The sequence below is a fragment of the Streptomyces sp. NPDC093097 genome (assembly GCF_044754325.1).
GTDB lineage: Bacteria > Actinomycetota > Actinomycetes > Streptomycetales > Streptomycetaceae > Streptomyces.
In genome coordinates, this window is record NZ_JBIVOW010000018.1 from 82,882 (window position 1) to 100,763 (window position 17,882).

Annotated in this window: 20 protein-coding genes; 11 read left to right on the forward strand and 9 right to left on the reverse strand. The window is 71.7% G+C overall.

The features are described 5' to 3' along the window. Positions 1-623 precede the first annotated feature (623 nt). The gene (locus ACIQE0_RS27170) at positions 624-971 is read left to right on the forward strand and encodes a hypothetical protein (protein WP_402336972.1); all 348 of its coding nucleotides are present in this window, start codon (positions 624-626) and stop codon (positions 969-971) included. Between the two features lie 637 nt (positions 972-1,608). Further along, positions 1,609-1,740, forward strand: a complete 132-nt coding sequence (locus tag ACIQE0_RS27175) for a hypothetical protein (RefSeq protein ID WP_366335408.1) — start codon at positions 1,609-1,611, stop codon at positions 1,738-1,740. 143 nt (positions 1,741-1,883) lie between these two features. Here the strand turns inward: ACIQE0_RS27175 and ACIQE0_RS27180 are convergent, their stop codons facing one another. From ACIQE0_RS27180 to ACIQE0_RS27195, 4 genes are all read right to left on the reverse strand, one after another. After that, positions 1,884-2,225 carry a hypothetical protein gene (locus ACIQE0_RS27180; protein ID WP_402336975.1) on the reverse strand — a complete coding sequence of 114 codons (342 nt, stop codon included), beginning with the start codon at positions 2,223-2,225 and terminating at the stop codon, positions 1,884-1,886. Positions 2,226-2,502: 277 nt separating this feature from the next. Beyond that, positions 2,503-2,991: a glutathione peroxidase gene (locus ACIQE0_RS27185; protein WP_402336978.1), complete on the reverse strand. Its 489-nt coding sequence runs from the start codon at positions 2,989-2,991 to the stop codon at positions 2,503-2,505. Continuing rightward, positions 2,988-3,257, reverse strand: a complete 270-nt coding sequence (locus tag ACIQE0_RS27190) for a hypothetical protein (protein WP_366335413.1) — start codon at positions 3,255-3,257, stop codon at positions 2,988-2,990. The genes ACIQE0_RS27185 and ACIQE0_RS27190 overlap by 4 nt, the downstream gene beginning before the upstream one ends. Before the next feature lie 236 nt (positions 3,258-3,493). Next, positions 3,494-5,131, reverse strand: coding sequence for an FAD-dependent oxidoreductase (locus tag ACIQE0_RS27195; protein WP_402336982.1), 1,638 nt, complete (start codon positions 5,129-5,131; stop codon positions 3,494-3,496). A gap of 291 nt (positions 5,132-5,422) precedes the next feature. On the opposite strand from ACIQE0_RS27195, the gene ACIQE0_RS27200 reads away from it, so the two are divergent. From ACIQE0_RS27200 to ACIQE0_RS27230, 7 genes are all read left to right on the forward strand, one after another. Further along, positions 5,423-6,541 (forward strand): SchA/CurD-like domain-containing protein, encoded by a 1,119-nt coding sequence (locus ACIQE0_RS27200; RefSeq protein ID WP_402336985.1) that lies wholly within the window; start codon positions 5,423-5,425, stop codon positions 6,539-6,541. Positions 6,542-6,634: 93 nt separating this feature from the next. Continuing rightward, positions 6,635-7,078 carry a cupin domain-containing protein gene (locus ACIQE0_RS27205; protein WP_366335419.1) on the forward strand — a complete coding sequence of 148 codons (444 nt, stop codon included), beginning with the start codon at positions 6,635-6,637 and terminating at the stop codon, positions 7,076-7,078. After that, on the forward strand, positions 7,075-8,343 hold the full coding sequence (locus tag ACIQE0_RS27210; RefSeq protein WP_366335421.1) for a beta-ketoacyl-[acyl-carrier-protein] synthase family protein: 1,269 nt from the start codon (positions 7,075-7,077) through the stop codon (positions 8,341-8,343). Before ACIQE0_RS27205 ends, ACIQE0_RS27210 begins: the two co-directional genes overlap by 4 nt. Further along, positions 8,340-9,593, forward strand: coding sequence for a beta-ketoacyl synthase N-terminal-like domain-containing protein (locus ACIQE0_RS27215; RefSeq protein WP_366335423.1), 1,254 nt, complete (start codon positions 8,340-8,342; stop codon positions 9,591-9,593). The genes ACIQE0_RS27210 and ACIQE0_RS27215 overlap by 4 nt, the downstream gene beginning before the upstream one ends. 12 nt (positions 9,594-9,605) lie before the next feature. Beyond that, on the forward strand, positions 9,606-9,872 hold the full coding sequence (locus ACIQE0_RS27220; protein ID WP_366335425.1) for an acyl carrier protein: 267 nt from the start codon (positions 9,606-9,608) through the stop codon (positions 9,870-9,872). A 1-nt stretch (position 9,873) separates the two neighbouring features. Further along, a complete protein-coding gene (locus ACIQE0_RS27225; RefSeq protein WP_366335427.1) occupies positions 9,874-10,350 on the forward strand; it encodes an SRPBCC family protein in 477 nt (158 codons plus the stop codon). Positions 10,351-10,407: 57 nt separating this feature from the next. After that, complete coding sequence (locus ACIQE0_RS27230) at positions 10,408-10,737, forward strand: TcmI family type II polyketide cyclase (protein WP_384091520.1); 330 nt, start codon at positions 10,408-10,410, stop codon at positions 10,735-10,737. Positions 10,738-10,817: 80 nt separating this feature from the next. Here the strand turns inward: ACIQE0_RS27230 and ACIQE0_RS27235 are convergent, their stop codons facing one another. From ACIQE0_RS27235 to ACIQE0_RS27245, 3 genes are all read right to left on the reverse strand, one after another. Then, positions 10,818-11,849 carry a methyltransferase gene (locus tag ACIQE0_RS27235; RefSeq protein WP_402336992.1) on the reverse strand — a complete coding sequence of 344 codons (1,032 nt, stop codon included), beginning with the start codon at positions 11,847-11,849 and terminating at the stop codon, positions 10,818-10,820. Positions 11,850-11,969: 120 nt separating this feature from the next. Beyond that, on the reverse strand, positions 11,970-13,070 hold the full coding sequence (locus ACIQE0_RS27240) for a right-handed parallel beta-helix repeat-containing protein (protein ID WP_366335433.1): 1,101 nt from the start codon (positions 13,068-13,070) through the stop codon (positions 11,970-11,972). A 344-nt stretch (positions 13,071-13,414) separates the two neighbouring features. After that, a complete protein-coding gene (locus ACIQE0_RS27245) occupies positions 13,415-14,254 on the reverse strand; it encodes a TetR/AcrR family transcriptional regulator (RefSeq protein WP_402336995.1) in 840 nt (279 codons plus the stop codon). Between the two features lie 370 nt (positions 14,255-14,624). Here ACIQE0_RS27245 and ACIQE0_RS27250 point away from each other — a divergent pair, with 370 nt between their 5' ends. Beyond that, a complete protein-coding gene (locus ACIQE0_RS27250; RefSeq protein WP_402336998.1) occupies positions 14,625-15,497 on the forward strand; it encodes a siderophore-interacting protein in 873 nt (290 codons plus the stop codon). A gap of 7 nt (positions 15,498-15,504) precedes the next feature. Here the strand turns inward: ACIQE0_RS27250 and ACIQE0_RS27255 are convergent, their stop codons facing one another. Beyond that, a complete protein-coding gene (locus ACIQE0_RS27255) occupies positions 15,505-16,284 on the reverse strand; it encodes an alpha/beta hydrolase (protein WP_402337001.1) in 780 nt (259 codons plus the stop codon). Between the two features lie 373 nt (positions 16,285-16,657). Between ACIQE0_RS27255 and ACIQE0_RS27260 the strand changes: the two genes are divergently transcribed. Beyond that, on the forward strand, positions 16,658-17,059 hold the full coding sequence (locus tag ACIQE0_RS27260) for a DUF6126 family protein (protein ID WP_366335441.1): 402 nt from the start codon (positions 16,658-16,660) through the stop codon (positions 17,057-17,059). Positions 17,060-17,075: 16 nt separating this feature from the next. Here ACIQE0_RS27260 and ACIQE0_RS27265 read toward each other — a convergent pair whose 3' ends face one another. After that, positions 17,076-17,822: a CDP-alcohol phosphatidyltransferase family protein gene (locus tag ACIQE0_RS27265; RefSeq protein WP_402337005.1), complete on the reverse strand. Its 747-nt coding sequence runs from the start codon at positions 17,820-17,822 to the stop codon at positions 17,076-17,078. Between the last annotated feature and the right edge of the window lie 60 nt (positions 17,823-17,882).

Consider the following 17,882-nt stretch of genomic DNA (forward strand, 5'->3'; position numbering starts at 1 on the left):
CCCCAACCGCCTCAGAAATGGGCGCGATGCGAGCAGCGCCACAGGCATAAAGGGCGTCACTACGCCGAGGCGGAAGGTCAGCGGCGTTGGTGGACGTAGGCACGTGCCCCGGACCCCACTTGCAATGCCGGGGGTGCGGTGGACGGGGGTGGGTAGTGGGTTACGTGTTCTGTGTGACCTCCACCCTCGCTGGCTTCAGGGAAATGACTGGCCGGGGGTGCTGGGCATGTGGCCGGCGTGGCTTTTTCTGCCAAGCGTCCCAGAAGTGCGAAGGGCCTCATGAAGAGACAACACTCGCGATTTCCGTCCGAGGAATGCCTCCTGTGTAAACCTCGATGCACTTGAGCAGGAAGGAGGGGAACGGCGCGTCAGTATCCGAAAGTCAGGCACCCATGGTTCAACCCCGGAGAGTCCGCCGGGGCCGCTCCCCACGGTTGAGCCTCACCCTGCCTGAGGCTCCCGGCCTCCCCACCCAGGAGGCGAAAGGGAGCGCGGGGCCTGACTGATCCGCTTGGGGCGCTGGTCAGGCCCCCACGCCGCCCATGCTCACCCCCTCCCGGACATGGGCAGCCACCCTCCCCGCCCCAGTACCCCGCAGGTGCGCCACAACACAGGGATTATCGATGACCTTTACCGAGCAGGAGATAGCCCGGGACTCCACACGAGGGCGGGTCGGCCGAATCGTTGCCATCAACGGGGACTGCCTAGTTCTCCGCAGGCCGGACCATGAGCCGTGGGACGCACTCACCTCCTGGTGCATGCCGGCAACGGTCGCGGAGTGCCAGGATCTGGAGGAGCAGGAAGGGGCAATCGCCGCGGTCGTCTACGTGACGCCGACTGGCAGCTTTTACCACGGGACCCCCAAGTGCATGGTCCTGGAGCGTGCCGGTGACGCAGATATCTGCGTCACGTCCCCGGAAAAGGCGCGCCAGAGACACCTGACGCCCTGCCCGCTGTGTGGCGGCGCATAGCCGCAACTGACCACGGGAAAGGCGGACCTCGTACAGAAAATGAAGGAAAAGATTCGAGGTCAGTAGTGGCGGAACGGACGCAACCCGCTCCCTCCCCGATACCGGTGGCGCACCACGGGTGGTGAATAACGCCCGATAGTCTCCACCCCCGCCGACTGACCCTCGAAATGTTCTCCCGAACATCGTTGAGTCTCGGCGGGGGCGGGCAGGAACCCCGGCCGTCTGCCTACACGACAGCAGCAGTCGGCCGGGTGGCTCGAAACCCCCGCCCAACGACACCAGGCACAGACGGTGCGTCAGGGCGGGGTACCAAGACCCCTTGCGGGTCAGTCGGCTGTCAACGGCCTGACGTTCAACGACAGCCGTACACCCTACTGCCGCTAGCGGGCGGACAGTGGAACAATCAACTCTCCCCGGGAGGGCCAGTGAAGTACGACATTCGGCATCTACATGAGACGCGGGCAACGTGCAGCAAGTGCGGCCAGGAAATGACTCCGAACCAGGACGGTTGGTTGATCTGCTACGGGTGCGGAACGAGCCAGCCCGCATAGACCAGCCGTGCCCCCGGTGCGGCAGTCCTCTCGTCAATACCCCGGGGGCCTGGTGGCTGTGCAGCGTAGGCACCTGCCCGTACGAGATGCCGGAAGGGGCATACGAGCTGTACTGCGAACTGTCAGAGATGGTCGACCGCGACCCTGCCACGTTCTTCAAGATCGTGGCCGCGTACTGCTCTGAAGTCCGGGCGCTCGAACCGGCCTGGATGCGGTGATCGAACGCCCCGCCCGTGCACTGCCCCCGTGGTGCATGGGCGGGGCCCTTCGCTGTCCACATGCGTTGCATCCGGAGGCTCGTAGTGAACGGCCAAAGCGCCCCCGCCACGGCGTTTTGCCGGTGGCGGGGGCGCAAAGCTGATCAACGGGCGGCGAGCTGCCACAGGGAGAGAGCGAGGCCGACAACACCGACCAGGGCCGCCACGGAGGGGAGCGGCCACCGTGCCCGCTCCAGGGAGTCGAGGCGCGCGGTATCGCGCTTTTGCCGGTCGGTCTCGCCACGCTCGACAACGTCGAGGCGGACGTCGTGGTCGTCGAGGCGACGGGCGTGGTCCTTGATCTGTGCGTCGGTCTGGCCGTGGCGCTGCACGACGAGTGCGAGGGCGCCGTCGGTGCGGGTGAACCCGACCTCGATCGTCCGGCGGCTGCGTTTCAGTTCGAGGGCGACCGCGGCCGGGTCCGACGGAGATCGGCTGGTGGTCACTCAGCGATGCCTTCGCCGTTCGGATCGTCGAGCAGGCCGAGGCCCGCCAGCTCCAACGCGGTGTCGGTGTCGCGGTGCCCGTTGAGGGAGGGGGCCAGACAGTGGCGGCGCCGGGCATCTCCCCAAGGCGCGTTCTGGGGTGACAGTGTGGAGCAGTTCGGCTGTGAGCAGCAAGCTTCGCTTGCAAGGGCCCATTCGGGTGGCTGTGGTGCCGCCCGGGGCCGGTCCGGTCCGGTGTTGTGGTCCGGGCCGGCCCCAGGAAGACCAAGGCCGCCGATCAGGCCGGCAGTGCCGCCTCGATTGCTGCGACCAGGTCTTCTGCTTCGGGCTCGGTCCGGGGGCGGAAGCGGCCGGTGATCGCGCCGGTGTGGTCGATGACGAACTTTTCGAAGTTCCACTGGATGTCGCCGGCCTCGCCCTCGGCGTCCGGGGCGCCGGTCAGTTCGGCGTACAGCGGGTGCCGGTCGGTGCCGTTGACGTCGGTCTTCTCGAACAGCGGGAAGCTGACGCCGTATGTCGTCGAGCAGAACGTGGCGATCTCCTCGGCGGTGCCCGGCTCCTGGCCCGCGAACTGGTTGCTGGGGAAGCCCAGGACGCTGAACCCGCGGTCGGCGAACCGCTGTTGGAGCTTCTCCAGCCCCGTGTACTGCGGGGTCAGCCCGCACTTGGACGCCACGTTCACCACCAGCAGGGCCTTGCCCCGGTAGTCGGCGAGGGAGGCGGGCTCACCGGTCAGCGTGCGCAGCGGGATGTCGTACAGGCTCATGCGGGCTCCTCAGTGCGGTTCCGTGGACGGGGGCGTCCATCTTCGCCCCCAACAACCGTGCCCTGCCGGGTCTTCCCGCGTTCGTCCGCCGACCAGGCCGCCACCGGCCGCACCGCGCCGGCCCGCCACTCCTTGAGGAGCTGGTCGAAGATGGGGGTGTCCTCCTCGGCGCGGCGGCGCCGGGTGGGGCGCGGTTGCTGCCGGGGCGGCTGGTGCGGAAACGGGAGGCGCTGGAAGGGGTGGCCCGGGGTCTTCTTGGCGTCCATGGTCCGGACTCAACACCACTGCGCTCCGTGAGCGGCGGGACCGGGCCGGTGCGGGCCTCAGAAGCCCCCTGCGGCGGTGAGGGGCAGAAGATACGTTCCAGGGGCCGACGGAGACGTTCCAGGGGCCGACAGGGACGTTCCAGGGGTCGGTGGACGCGCGCCAGGGGCCGGCGGGCGGCTTGTGCCCGTCGGCCCCTGGGGTCCCGTGGCGGGGAGGGGGCGGAGGCCCCGCGGTGTCAGGCCCGGCGGAGCAGGCCGCCCAGGACCTCGCGCAGTGCCCCCTCGGGGTCGGCCACCCGGCCCTCCGCGCGCCATGCCACGAAGCCGTCCGGGCGTACCAGTACCGCGCCGTCGGGGGCCGTCCCGTGCGCCTCGGCCCAGTCGACGCCCTCGTCCGGGACCAGGTCGGCGTCGGCGCCGGTGCCGACGCGGTAGTGGTCCAGCCGGGCCGACCAGCGGGCGGCGGTGTTCTCCGCCGCGGCGCGCCAGATCTTGCCGTCCTCGGTGCCGGTGAGCAGGACGAAGGACCGTTCGTAGAGGTCGAGGGTGGAGCGCCGTTCGCCGTCCGCGCGCAGCCACAGGTGCGGGGCCCGGGTGCCCGGCTCGCCGGTCAGCCGCATCTGCTCGGGGACGACCGGGAGGTCGGTGTCGGCGCCGAGGACCGCACCGCGCGGGTAGCAGTAGCCCAGCGCCACGGTGAGCACGCCGCGCTGCCGGCCGCCGCCGCCACCGGGCGCCGGGTCGTAGCCGGGGTGGCTGTGCTCGGCGGACCGTGCGGAGGCGCGGGCGCTGGTCACCTCGGCCACCGGGCGGCGCTCCTCCTCGTAGGTGTCCAGCAGTGCGGGGTCGGCCGCGCCGTCGAGGACGGTGGCGAGTTTCCAGGCGAGGTTGTGCGCGTCCTGGATGCCGGTGTTGGAACCGAACGCCCCGGTGGGCGACATCTCGTGGGCCGAGTCGCCGGCGAGGAAGATCCGGCCCGCGGCGTACCGTTCGGCGACGCGTTCGGCGGCGTGCCAGGGTGCCTTGCCCGTGATCTCAACGGCCATACCGGGTACGCCCGTTGCCCGTCGGATGTGGTCGATGCAGCGTTCGTCGTCGAAGTCCTCCAGGGACTCGCCGCGGTCGGGGTGCCAGGGGGCGTGGAAGACCCATTCCGCGCGGTTGTCCACCGGCAGCAGGGCCCCGTCGGCCTCCGGGTTGGTCAGGTAGCAGGCGATGAAGCGGCGGTCGCCGACCGCGTCCGCCAGCTCCGGGGCCCGGAAGGTGATGCTGACGTTGTGGAAGAGGTCGCCGGGGCCCGTCTGCCCGATGCCCAGCCGCTCCCGCACCGGGCTGCGCGGGCCGTCCGCGGCGATGAGGTAGTCGGCGCGCAGGGTGGTGTGCTCGCCGGTGTTCCGGTCCTTGACGACCGCGGTCACCCCGTCGGCGTCCTGGTCGCACGTCATCAGCTCGGTGCTGAACCGCAGATCGCCGCCCAGTTCCCGGGCGCAGGTCAGCAGTACCGGTTCCAGGTCGTTCTGGCTGCACAGGCACCACCCGGACGGGCTGAACTTGGCCAGCCCGCCCCCCGGATCGATGTGCCGGAACAGCCATTCCTGGTCGTCGCCGGTGAGTGAACGGGCCTGGAGGATGCCGTGGTTGTCGGCGAGGACCGAGGCCGCCTCGCGGATTCTTCGTTCGGCGCCGGCCACGCGGTACAGCTCCATGGTGCGGACGTTGTTCCCCCGTCCGCGGGGGTGCCGGGAGGTGCCCGCGTGCTTCTCGACCAGGATGTGCCGGACGCCCAGGCGTCCGAGGAACAGCGAGGCGGACAGGCCCACCAGGGACCCGCCGACGATGAGGACCGGTACCCGGTCTTCGGCCTTGGGGTTCATGTGTTGGCTCCAGCTCCAGCGGCGCGTACGGGAGATGGAGCAACGCATGCCCGGCCTGTGCCCCCTTGCATCAGGGTTCACCTGCATGGCTCACAGATCTCGCGCCGGCCGTGGGTCTTGGCCACGATCGAATCCGGACCGCCCCCCGCGACACGCCGGGCCGGAGGTCCGCCCATCCGGCTCAGTCGACCGGACCGCATCGGGAGTAACGGAAGGCACCGGGATCCCGGATCGCGCCGGAACTGACGACGCACCACAGGGGCCTCGTGCCCCGGAGGAGATGCGTAGACGATGACAACGCTGTCGGAACGAATATCGCAGTCCGCCTTCGACGGCTCAAGACTCCGGGTCGTCCTCCTGCTGGACCTCCAGGAAGGCGCTCAGCAGCGCTTCCTCGAAGCCTACGAGCAGCTCCGGAACCAGGTGGCCTCCGTCCCCGGGCACATCACCGACCAGCTGTGCCAGTCCATCGAGAACCCCTCCCAGTGGCTGATCACCAGCGAATGGGAGAGCGCCCCGCCGTTCCTCGCCTGGGTCAACAGCGAGGAGCACGTGAAGATGGTGCAGCCGCTGCACAGCTGCGTGCGCAACACCCGCTCCCTGCGCTTCAGCGTCCTGCGCGAGACCTCCAACGTCGCCGCCCGGGCTCCCGAACCCCTCAAGGGGCGGTTCCAGGCGAACCCCCGCGTCGGCGACGGCGTGGTCCGGCACGCCCTCACCTTCACGGTGAAGCCCGGCAGCGAGTCGATGGTCGCCGACATCCTCTCCGGCTACACCTCCCCGGCGGCCCGGGTCGACGACCAGACCCGGCTGCGCCGCACCTCCCTCTTCATGTACGGCAACCGCGTCGTGCGGACCGTCGAGGTGCAGGGCGACCTCGTCGCCGCGCTGCGGCACGTCTCCCAGCAGCCCGAGGTCCGGGCCGTGGAGGAGGCCATCAACCCGTACCTGGAGCAGGACCGGGACCTCAACGACCCCAATTCGGCCCGGGTGTTCTTCACCCGCGCCGCGCTGCCCGCGGTGCACCATGTGGCGGCGGGCGGCCGGGAGCCGGAGGACATCGCCCGGCACGCGCTGTACTACCCGGCGAAGCCCGGTTTCGGTATGACGCTGGCCAAGATGCTGGCCCGTCAGGACGAGGAGGCCGCCGACGACCCGGCGTGCCCGGTCTACGGCAGCACGATCTTCCAGCGCGACGACATCGTCGTCCGCCTGATCGACCTGCGGGAGCCCATCGACCGCGACCCGCTGCTCTCGCTCGGCGCCCGCGGCCCGCGCAAGCTCGCCGTGCTGCGGCGGCTGCTCGACAGCGACGTGGCCGGGGGGCTGACCACCGACCGCGAGCTGGCGCACTTCCTGGCCCGCGCCGACATGGATCTCATCACCGACCGCCGGGCGTCGGACGCCTGACCGCCGACCGCCCGTCGACCGGGCTCCGCAGGCCGTCACCAGGCGGCACCACCCCCACCTGTCCACCGGCAGCACGCCCTGGAGGAATCAGCCATGACCACGCACCGCCCACGCATCGTGGACCTCAGCGAGACCCAGCCCAACCGCCGGCGCGGAGGTGATCTGCGCGCCATGCTGACGCCCAGCGCGGTGGGATCCACGAGCGGCTTCATGGGCATGGCCCTCGTACAGCCAGGCGAGCGCATCGGGGAGCACTACCACCCGTACTCCGAGGAGTTCGTCTACGTCGTCCAGGGCGCGCTGGAGGTCGACCTCGACGGGGAGACCTGTGCGCTGCGCCCGGACCAGGGGCTGATGATCCCGCCGTACATGCGGCACCGGTTCCGCAACGTCGGGGACGTCGAGGCCCGGATGGTCTTCCACCTCGGTCCGCTGGCCCCGCGCCCGGAGCTGGGCCATGTGGACACGGAGGCCGCCGAGGGCGCGCAGGAGAGCACACCGGCCGCCCCACCCGAACGTCCGGAGCCGGTGTCATGACCCGCCGCGTGGCGGTCACCGGTGTCGGCATCGTCGCCCCGGGCGGCGTGGGGATCCCGGCCTTCTGGGACCTGCTGTCCACCGGGCGGACGGCCACCCGTGGCATCACGCTCTTCGACCCGACCGGCTTCCGGTCCCGGATCGCCGCCGAGTGCGACTTCGATCCGGCCGCGCACGGGCTGGACGAGGAGCAGGTGGCGAAGTCCGACCGGTATGTCCAGTTCGCTCTGGTCGCCGCGGCGGAGGCGCTGCGGGAGGCCGGGCTGGACATGGCCCGGGAGGATCCGTGGCGGGTCGGGGTGTCCCTGGGCACCGCGGTCGGCGGCACCACGCGCCTGGAGCACGACTATGTGGCGGTCAGCGATTCCGGCCGCCGCTGGGACGTCGACCACCGGCCTGCCGGGCCCCATCTGCACCGGGCGTTCTCGCCCAGTTCGCTGGCGTCCGCGGTGGCGGAGCAGATCGGTGCGCACGGCCCGGTGCAGACCGTCTCGACGGGCTGCACCTCCGGCCTCGACGCGATCGGTTACGCCTTCCACTCCATCGAGGAGGGCCGGGCCGACGTCTGCGTCGCGGGTGCGTCGGACTCGCCGATCTCCCCGATCACGGTGGCCTGCTTCGACGCCATCAAGGCGACCTCCGCGAACAACGACGACCCCGCCCACGCCTCCCGTCCCTTCGACGCCCGGCGCGACGGGTTCGTGATGGGCGAGGGCGGCGGCGTCCTGATCCTGGAGGAGCTGGAGCACGCCCGGGCGCGCGGGGCCACCGTGCACTGCGAGATCCGCGGCTACGCCACCTTCGGCAACGCCTACCACATGACCGGTCTGACCCAGGAAGGTCTGGAGATGGCCGAGGCGATCAACCGCTCACTGGCCCATGCGCGACTGGACCGCACCCAGGTCGACTACGTCAACGCGCACGGCTCGGGCACCCAGCAGAACGACCGCCATGAGACCGCCGCGGTCAAGAAGTCGCTGGGCGACCACGCCTACAAGGTGCCGATGAGCTCGATCAAGTCGATGGTGGGCCACTCGCTGGGCGCGATCGGCGCGATCGAGATCGTCGCCTGCGTGCTGGCCCTGACCCACCAGGTGGTCCCCCCGACCGCCAACTACGAGAACCCGGACCCGGAGTGCGACCTCGACTACGTGCCGAAGACCGCACGGGAGCTGCCGCTTGCGTCGGTGCTGTCCGTGGGCAGCGGATTCGGCGGATTCCAGTCGGCCGTGGTCCTGACCCGTCCGGGTGGGAGGACGAGATGAACTCCCCGCACAAGGACCGTTGTTCCGTCGTCACCGGCATCGGTGTGATCGCCCCCAACGGGGCCAACACCGAGGCCTTCTGGAAGGCCACGAAGGAGGGCATCAGCGTCCTTGACACGGTCACCCGCGAAGGGTGTGAGGATCTGCCGCTGAAGGTCGCCGGCGAGGTCGGCGGCTTCGACCCGACCGAGCTGATCGAGGAGCGCTTCCTCGTCCAGACCGACCGGTTCACGCACTTCGCGATGGCCGCGGCCAACCTCGCCCTGGACGATGCCCTGTTGGGCCGGGCCGACTACAACCGCTCGCCGTTCGCGGTGGGTGTGGTGACCGCGGCCGGCTCCGGCGGCGGTGAGTTCGGCCAGCGGGAGCTGCAACGGCTGTGGGGCCAGGGCTCGCGCTACGTCGGCCCGTACCAGTCCATCGCCTGGTTCTACGCGGCCAGTACCGGCCAGATCTCCATCCGCGGCGGCTTCAAGGGGCCGTGCGGTGTGGTGGCCAGCGACGAGGCGGGCGGGTTGGACGCGCTGGCACACGCCACCCGCACCATCCGCCGCGGCACCGAGGCCGTGGTGGTGGGCGCCGCCGAGGCGCCGCTGGCGCCGTACTCGGTGGTCTGCCAGCTCGGGTACGAGGACCTCAGCCGCTGCGCCGATCCGGACCGGGCCTACCGCCCGTTCACCGACGGGGCGTGCGGGTTCGTGCCTGCCGAGGGCGGCGCGATGCTGGTCGTCGAGGAGCGGTCGGCCGCCGAGGAGCGGGGCTCCCGGCCGCGGGCCGTACTGGCCGGGCACGCCGCCACGTTCACCGGTGCCGCCCTGTGGGCGGAGTCCCGGGAGGGGCTGGCCCGGGCGATCGAGGGTGCGCTGGCGGACGCCGGGTGTGCCCCCGAGGAGGTCGACGTGGTGTTCGCGGACGCCCTCGGGGTGCCCGCGGCGGACCGGGCCGAGGCGTTGGCGCTGGCCGACGCCCTGGGCCGGCATGCCGCCGAGGTGCCGGTGACCGCGCCCAAGACCGGTATCGGCCGGGCGTACTGCGGTGCTCCTGTCCTGGACATCGCGGCGGCGGTGCTCTCCATGGAGGGCTCCGTGGTGCCGCCGACCCCCAACGTCGTCGACGTCAACGTGGACCTCGATGTGGTGACCGGGAAGTCCCGGCCCGCCGAGCTGCGGACGGCGCTGGTGCTGAGCCGGGGACTGATGGGCTCCAACGCGGCCATGGTGCTGCGCCGGTGCGAGAAGTCCCCCTCCTGAGAGGAGATTCCGATGACCGCTCAACTGACCCTCGACGAGCTGGCCGCGCTGATGAAGTCGGCTGCCGGCCTGACCGTCGACCCGGAGGAGATGGCGAACCGGCCCGAAGTGACCTTCGCCGAGTACGGCCTGGACTCGCTGGGCCTGCTCGGCATCGTGGGCGAGCTGGAGAACCGCTACGGCCGGTCGCTGCCCCCCGACGCCGAACGCGCCAAGACGCCGCGCGACTTCCTCGACCTCGTCAACACCGACGACACCGTCACCACGACAGGAGCCTGACATGCCCGGCCACACCGAGAACGAGATCACCATCGCCGCCCCGCTCAGCCTCGTCTGGGACATGACCAACGACCTGGAGAACTGGCCCCATCTCTTCAGTGAGTACGCCTCGGTGGAGGTGCTGGCCCACAAGGGCGAGACCACCACCTTCCGGCTGACCATGCACCCCGACGAGAACGGCCAGGTCTGGAGCTGGGTCTCCGAGCGCACGCCCGACCGCGGTGCGCTGACCGTCCGCGCCCGCCGGGTGGAGACCGGTCCGTTCAAGTTCATGGACATCTTCTGGAAGTACAGGGAGATCCCCGGCGGCACGTCGATGCACTGGACCCAGGACTTCGCCATGAAGCCCGAGGCCCCGGTCGACGACAAGGGAATGACCGCGCACATCAACCGCAACTCGCTGATCCAGATGGAGCTCATCCGGGACCGGATCGAGCAGCGGGACCGTGAGCTGCGCGCCGGTGCCCCGAACCGCTGACGCTCCCGCAGCCCGACTCCGGACCGCTGTCCGGCGGCAACGAAGGGAACCTCCCCGATGCACCACGCTCTGATCGTCGCCCGGATGAAGCCCGGGTCGGCGCCCGACATCGCCGAGGTCTTCGCGGCCTCGGACCGCACGGAGCTGCCCCATCTGGTGGGCATCAACCGGCGGACGCTGTTCCAGTTCGGTGAGGTGTATCTGCATCTCATCGAGTCCGACCTCCCGCCCGGCCCGCAGATCGCCAAGGTGCACCAGCACCCGGAGTTCACGGCCGTCAGCCAGAAGCTGTCCGCGTACGTCAGCGCGTACGATCCGGCGACCTGGCGCAGTCCCAAGGACGCGATGGCCCGTGAGTTCTACCGCTGGGAGCGGGACGGCGCCTAGCTGATCCGGGCCGGCGCCCGGTGGCAGGCCTCCCCGTCATGTCCTGCGGGGAGGCCGCCGCCGCGCCGCCGTCCCTGTGCTCACTCGGCGGGGACGGTGCACTCGAAGGCGTGCAGATACGGGTTGACCACGAGGATGTCGTGGACCAGCAGCCCGGCCTCGGACATGTGGCGGACCAGGCTCTCCTTGGAGTGCTTGGCGCCGCCGACGTTCAACAGCAGCATCAGGTCCATGGCGGTGGTGAACTTCATCGACGGGCTGTCGTCGACGAGGTTCTCGATGACCACGACCCGGGCGCCGGGCCGGGCCGCCTCGACGACCTTCCGCAGTGTTCTGCGGGTGCTGTCGTCGTCCCATTCCAGGATGTTCTTGATGATGTAGAGGTCGGCCTGGACGGGGATGTCCTCGCGGCAGTCGCCGGGCACGATGCGCGCCCGTTCGGCGAGCGGGCCGCCGTCCCGCAGCCGGGGGTCCGCGTTGGCGACGACCGAGGGCAGGTCGAGCAGTGCGCCGCGCAGGGTGGGGTACTTCTCCAGCAGGCCGGCCAGGACGTGGCCCTGTCCGCCGCCGATGTCCGCCACCGACGACACTCCGGTGAGGTCGAGGAGTTCGACGATGTCGCGGGCGGACTGCTTGCTGGAGGTGGTCATCGCCCGGTCGAAGACCCGGGCGGAGTCGTGGGCGTCCTCGTGCAGGTAGTCGAAGAATCCCTTGCCGTAGAGGTCGTCGAAGACGTTGCGGCCCGAGCGCACCGCCTCGTCCAGGCGGGGCCAGGCCTGCCAGGTCCAGGGCTCGGTGCACCACAGCGAGATGTAGCGCAGGCTGTTGGGGGTGTCCTCCCGCAGCAGCCGCGACATCTCGGTGTGGGCGAAGGTGCCGTCCTCGGTCTCCTGGAAGATCCCGTAGCAGGCCAGTGCGCGCAACAGCCGTTGCAGCGGCCGTGGTTCGGTGCTCACCGAGGCGGCCAGCTCCTCCACGGTGGTGGGCTGCTCGCCCAGCGCGTCGGCCACGCCGAGCCGGGCGGCCGCCCGGACGGCCGCCGCGCACGCGGCGCCGAAGACGAGTTCCCGCAGCCGCATCGCGGGCTGGGGGGTGGGGCTCACGGTGGTCATTCCGTCTCTCTTCTCGCGTTGGCGTTCCCGTTGACGTTCCGTGGGCGTCCCGTCGGGCGGGACGGTCCGCGGTGACCGCGGCGGCCGGCCGCGGTCGGCGAGCCGCCGCGGCCGGCGCGGCTATCGGCACAGGCCGGGCGGCCTGGAGGTCCGGCAGTCGTTGCGGATGAAGACGTTCCCCTGGCCCTTCGGGTCCGCGTTGATCAGGTCCGCCGGGGCGTTGTGCCGCACCACGTTGTCGCGGATGAGATTGCGGTCGCTGGTGGCCTTGACGAAGCTGGGGAAGAGGACGATGCCGCCCGACAGCGGCGAGTTGCCGATGTTGTCGCGTACCAGGTTGTGCTGGACGAGGGAGTCCTCGGTGCCGGTGAGGACCACTCCGCTGCCCTTGAGGAACGGGAGCCGCTTGGTCGCCGGGCAGAACTTGTTGTTCCGCGAGACGTTGTTGTCCCGGACCGTGAGCATCCCGGCCTTGGGCTGGTTCTCGTCGCCGACCACGAACATCCCGGCGCAGTTGCCGATCACGGTGTTGTGGGCGATCAGCAGGTTCCGCAGCCGGCGGGCGGTGATGCCGATGCGGTTTCTGCCCAGCCGGTTCTCGACCACCACGGTGCCGCGGGTGTCCAGTGCGCCGGCCTCCTCCTCGGCGGTGTTGGCCAGGAAGATGCCCGCGTCGCCGTTGTCCACGGCGAGGTTGTCGCGGAGCAGGCTGTGCACCGACTTCTCCAGTCCGATGCCCCACTGGCCGTTGCGTCGCGCGGCGACGCGGTGCACCGTCAGTCCCTCGGTGCCCGAGGCCCAGATGCCGTTGCGTTTGAAGCCCCCGACGGTCAGTGACCGGAGGTGGACGTCGGTGAGCGGTGCGCCCGCGGCGCCGGAGACGCAGATCCCGTCACCGGCCTGTCCGCAGGGGGTTGCCGCCTGTGCGGTGGGTGGGACGATCACGGTCCGGCTGCCGGCCCCACGGAGCGTCAGGTGCGATTTGTTGATCCGCACGCTCTCCCGGTACACCCCGGGCAGCAGCACCACCGTGCCGCCTGGTGGGGCCGCGTCCACCGCTCGTTGAATCGACTCCCCGGGCCGGACGACGAGCACTCCGTCGTCCCGGTCGGGAGCGGCCTGCGACGGCGAGGCCGCACCGAGTAGGCCGGCCAGGACCGCCGTCGCGCAGCCCAGATACGTCATCCGCTGTGCCCCGCGGGGCATCTGTCGTAGCGCCATGAGGCGAAGCTATGGGCGATCAAGGGCGCTCGCCACATGTGGTAGTCCGTTGACCACGGTGCGTGCGGGGTCAGCTTTCCGGGGTTGGGCCGGCCGGGCGGGGGTCGGGGGAGTGCGGCGCGGCCGGTGGCGGCCCGGCGCGCCCGGCGGCCGAAGCCGGATCAGCCGCCGGGTGCGGCCGGGGATCGGACGGGGCGTCAGCCGACTCGTCCGGCAGCGCTTCCGCCAACAGGGCCGCGAGGCTGGCGGGCAGGAACCACGGACGGAGGCGGGGGGTGGTCACGGATGCTCAACGCCGGCACGCGCTCCGACGACACCGGCCCGCGGCGCTCCCGCCTGCTTCATCACTCCAACGGCCCCTGCCCGGTCGGCGTCGTGGCCCGCCGGGCGACGGCCGCCTCGATGCCGTCCAGGAGCACCGTGAGCCCGGCCTCGAAGGTCGCCCGTGCCTCGCGCTCCAGATAGGGGGCGTCGTCGGCGTCCTCCTCGGGCGGCGGCGGGGCGCCCTCGGTCTCCAGGCGCACCAGCAGGGGGAAGCGCTCGGCGAAGTCGGGGACCACCTCGGTCAGCATGGCGGAGCGGGAGTGCCACCAGTCCTCGTCGGAGACGCCGGTGGCGGTGGCCGCCTCCCGGGACTCGGCGACGGTCCGGGCCGCGCCGCGGACGAAGTGGAACAGGGCGCCGACGATCCTGCGCAGTGCGGCGGAGTCCAACTCCGTTGTGTAGAGCACCCGTAGGAGGGTCTCCAGGGAGGTGTACTCGTGGGGGCCCAGTACCGGGCGGGCCTGTGAGACCTGGAGCACCCAGGGGTGGCGCAGGTAGAACTCCCAGGTGTCGGTGGCCCAGGAGGTCACCGCGGACCGCCAGCCGGGCGTCAGGTCGTAGTCGGTGGGGAGTTCGGCCAGTGCGCGGTCGTGCATCAGGTCCACCAGCTCGGTCTTGCCGGGGACGTAGGTGTAGAGGGCCATGGCCGTGCGGCCCAGTCGCTCGCCGACCGTGCGCATCGACAGTGCCGCCATGCCGTCGGTGTCGGCCACCGCGATGCCCGCGTCGACGATCGCGTCGACGCTCAGTGCCGGTTTGGGGCCCCGTGACGTGCGGGGCCGGCCGCCGTCGTCGCCCTTTGTGCGCCACAGCAGGGACAGGGATCGGCGGGGGTCGCCCTGGCCCGCGAATACCACCAACTTGCTACTCCTTAGGGCGTAAAGTTATTGTCTCCGTCCAACTCTTTATGGTGTAAAGATATCAGGGGGTGGGGGAGGGGGTCGCGTGGGGTGGCGGAGCGCAGGCCGCCTCGCGGCAGGTCGTCGCCATGGGCGGCCGCGAGGTCATCGAGGTCCCGGGCATCGGGAGAGCGGTCCGGCTGGGAGGTGCGTCGATATTCCCGAGCGTCGGACGAGTGGCGGACGGCGGTCTGCCCGGGCGTTTTCCGATGCGGGAAATGCGTGCTCGCGCCACCGCCGGCAGGACCGCGCCACCACCTCGGCGCCACCCCGGGCCACTGACCCCCTGACCCACCGACCCACCGTCCACTTCACGTCAGCAGGAGGTTCCATGACGGCCGTACCCGTCGCCCTCATCCAGGTCACCGACGTCCGACGGATCACCCCGCGCATGGCGCGCATCACCTTCGCCGGGGACGGCCTCGACGCCCTCCCCTCCTGGCCCGACCAGCAGCTCAAGCTGCTCTTCCCCCGGCCGGGCCAGACCGTCCCCCGGCTCCCGGAGGAACCCGGGGACGACGCGATGGGCTGGTACCAGGCGTTCCTTGCGATCCCCGAGGCGGAACGGCCCGTGATGCGCAGCTACACGGTGCGCTCCCACGACGCCGAACGGCAGCGGCTGACCGTCGACTTCGTCCTGCACGGGACGCCTGAGGAGGCCGGCCCCGCGACCCGTTGGGCGGCCGCCGCCAAGGTGGGCGACACCCTCGCCCGCTACGGGCCGGCCGCCGAGTACGCCCGGCCGCTGCCCCTCGACGCCCCCGGCCTGATCCTGCTGGCCGGTGACGAGACCGCGCTGCCGGCCCTCGGCTCGCTCGCCGAGGCGCTGCCGGCCACCGCCCGGGCGACGGCCTGGATCGAGGTCGCGGACCCGGCCGAGGAGCAGCCCCTGCCGACCCGCGCCGACCTCACCGTCCACTGGGTGCACCGGGACCGCGCCCCGGCCGGTGCGGACGGCGCGCTGCTCGCCGCCGTCCGCGCGGCCCGCCTCCCCCAGGAGCCGGTCTTCGCCTGGTTGGCCGGCGAGGCCGGCGCGGTCCGCGGGCTGCGGCGGCACCTGATAGGTGAGCGCGGCCTCGACGCTCGTGGGATCGACTTCACCGGCTACTGGCGCCGCCGTCTCACCCAGGACGACGCCCCGACCGAGGAGGACCTCGCCGAGGCCCGGGAGCGGCTCGCGGCGGCCCGGGAGCAGGCTGGCTGAGCCCGCGTCAGGGCCGCTTCAGGCGGCGGCCCTCACCGGCCGCCGCCCGGATCAGCACCTCCGTCAGCTCACCGGGCTGCGAAAGCATCGGATAGTGCCCGGTGTCCAGGTCGAAGTAGCCCACCTTGGGGTCGGTGAGCCGTGCGGAGCGCGGGTCACCGGCGGCCACCAGGGCCTCCACGAGCGCGATGCTGAGCCCGTTGGCGGTGCAGAAGACGCCGGTGCCGGGCAACTCGGTGGCCGCGCCGGTGAGTCGGAGCGGCTGGGTCAGCGTGCCCATCGGCTGGGGTGCCGCCAGCCGCTTCATCCGTTCCCGGTCGGCCGGCGAGACCCCGGTGAGGTCGCCCCACAACTCCTTGTCGTCCAGCGGCGGGGGCGGCGCCATCCGTCCCCCGCCCAGTTCCGCCGCCCGCCGCAGCAGCCGGTCCCGTAGGGCCTCGGGCATCACGTCGACGCCCGCGTCGCCGTCCGAGGGCATCCCGCCGTCCAGATAGACCACCGAGGCCACCCGCTCCGCGCGGCGGTCGGCGGCGCCCAGCGCCGGGTGCAGGCCGTAGCAGTGCCCCACCATCACCGCCTCGCTGACGTCCTCGTGGTCCAGCACCTGCACGATGTCCTCGATGTGCGTGTCCAGATCCGTGTCCGCTCCGGCCAGATGGCGTCGGTCGCCCATCCCGGTCAGGGTCACCGGATGCGCGGTGTGCCCCTGCTCCCGGAGGAGCGCGGCCACCTCCCGCCAAATCCAGCCACCGGTATAGCCGCCTGACACCAGGACGAATGCGGTCATGACGTGCCCCTCTCCTTCGTGGTCCGCGGGGTGGCCGCCGGGTGCGGCGGCCGCGGTCCGGTGACCGTAGAAGCTCCCGCAGCGGGAGATTCAAGGGCGCAAGTACCCGGTGCGGGCCGTGGATTCGTCACCGTGGGCGGACCCGTTGGTCACGCCCCGCCCGTTCAACCCGGCGGCCGCTTCGTCTACAGTTGAGGAATTCCCCTTTTCAACGGATGAACGCGATGGCCGGTTGGCCTGAACGCGGAGGGCATGCGTGGGCGGTTTCGCCGAGTCGGTACGGGAACGGGTGCGTGTGGTACGGGCCGCCGTCGCCGCGGCACCGCGCCGGCGGTCCGCCGACGCCGGCGCCACCGGAACCGGGTGACCGCCGATGTCCGGCACACAGCGACGCAAGGGACCGCCGCCATGGCGCGCGGTCCGCTCCCGCACCTGCATACCCATCGGCCTCGGGCGGGCCTGCCGGGGGCGCCGCCACCTCGGCCGGGACCCGCTGCGGTCCGCCCGCGGACACGGGCGGACCTGCCCGGAGATCGCCGCCCTGCACCCCGCCTCGCCCCGCTGCGGTGTCCGCCGGGCCCGGACCACCGCGGTCCGTCCCGGTACCCGGCTGGCGCGGCTGCCCGGCACCGTCCTGGTGCCCCGGCGGATCGTGGTCCATGAGGCGGCCCGGCGCAGCCTGTGGATACGGGTGCTGCTCTACGTCGCCGTGACCCATCTGGTGCTGCTGTTCCTGGCGCTGGTCGTCTACCTCGGGCGGCACGCCGGGACCTGACGGTCCCCCGGCAGGGCTACGCCTCCGGCACGGTCCCGCCGACGGCCGCCCGCTCCCGGGTGCGCCACAGCCACCCCACGTCCCGCCCGAACGACCACACCAGCAGCGCCAGCGCCAGTGCCACCGCACCCTGCGCCGGCCCCCGCGGCGCGATCCCGGCGCCGGCCGCCACGAGCACCACGCCCTGGAGCGCGGCCACCGCCTTGCGGGCGGTGCTGGGCGGCAGCGGAGCCCGCAGCCACGGCAGCACCCAGGACGCCGCGACGAACAGATAGCGCATCGCCCCGATGGCCAGCACCCACGGGCCCAGCGGTACCGCGACGTAGACGCACAGCACCAGGATCAAGAAGGCGTCGACCTCCATGTCGAACCGCGCGCCCAGCGCCGTCGCCGTCCCGGTGCGCCGTGCCACCTGGCCGTCCACCGCGTCCAGGAGCAGTGCGAGCACGGCCAGTCCGACCAGCGCCGCCACCGGCGCCCGGTGGCCGAAGGAGTCGGCGACCAGTGCGGTCACCCCGCCGACGAGGGTGGCCCGGGCCAGCGTGACGCGGTTGGCCGGTCCGAAGGAGCGCAGCCAGGACCCGCGCACCGCACGGGTGAGCGCGGCCCAGGTGCCCACCGCGAAGGCGGAGCCCGTCAGCCAGCCCGCCGGGCCCAGCCCGACCGCCCGGCACAGCACCTCCAGGAGCACCAGCTGCGCGATCGGGCCGGCCGCCCGATCCGGGGCGAACAGCCTTGTCCCGTACCGCTCTTGTACGGCCACCGCGCCTCCTTGAACACTGTGGCGGAGCCGGAGGGTGCCGCGTATCGTGACGGCGTCGCC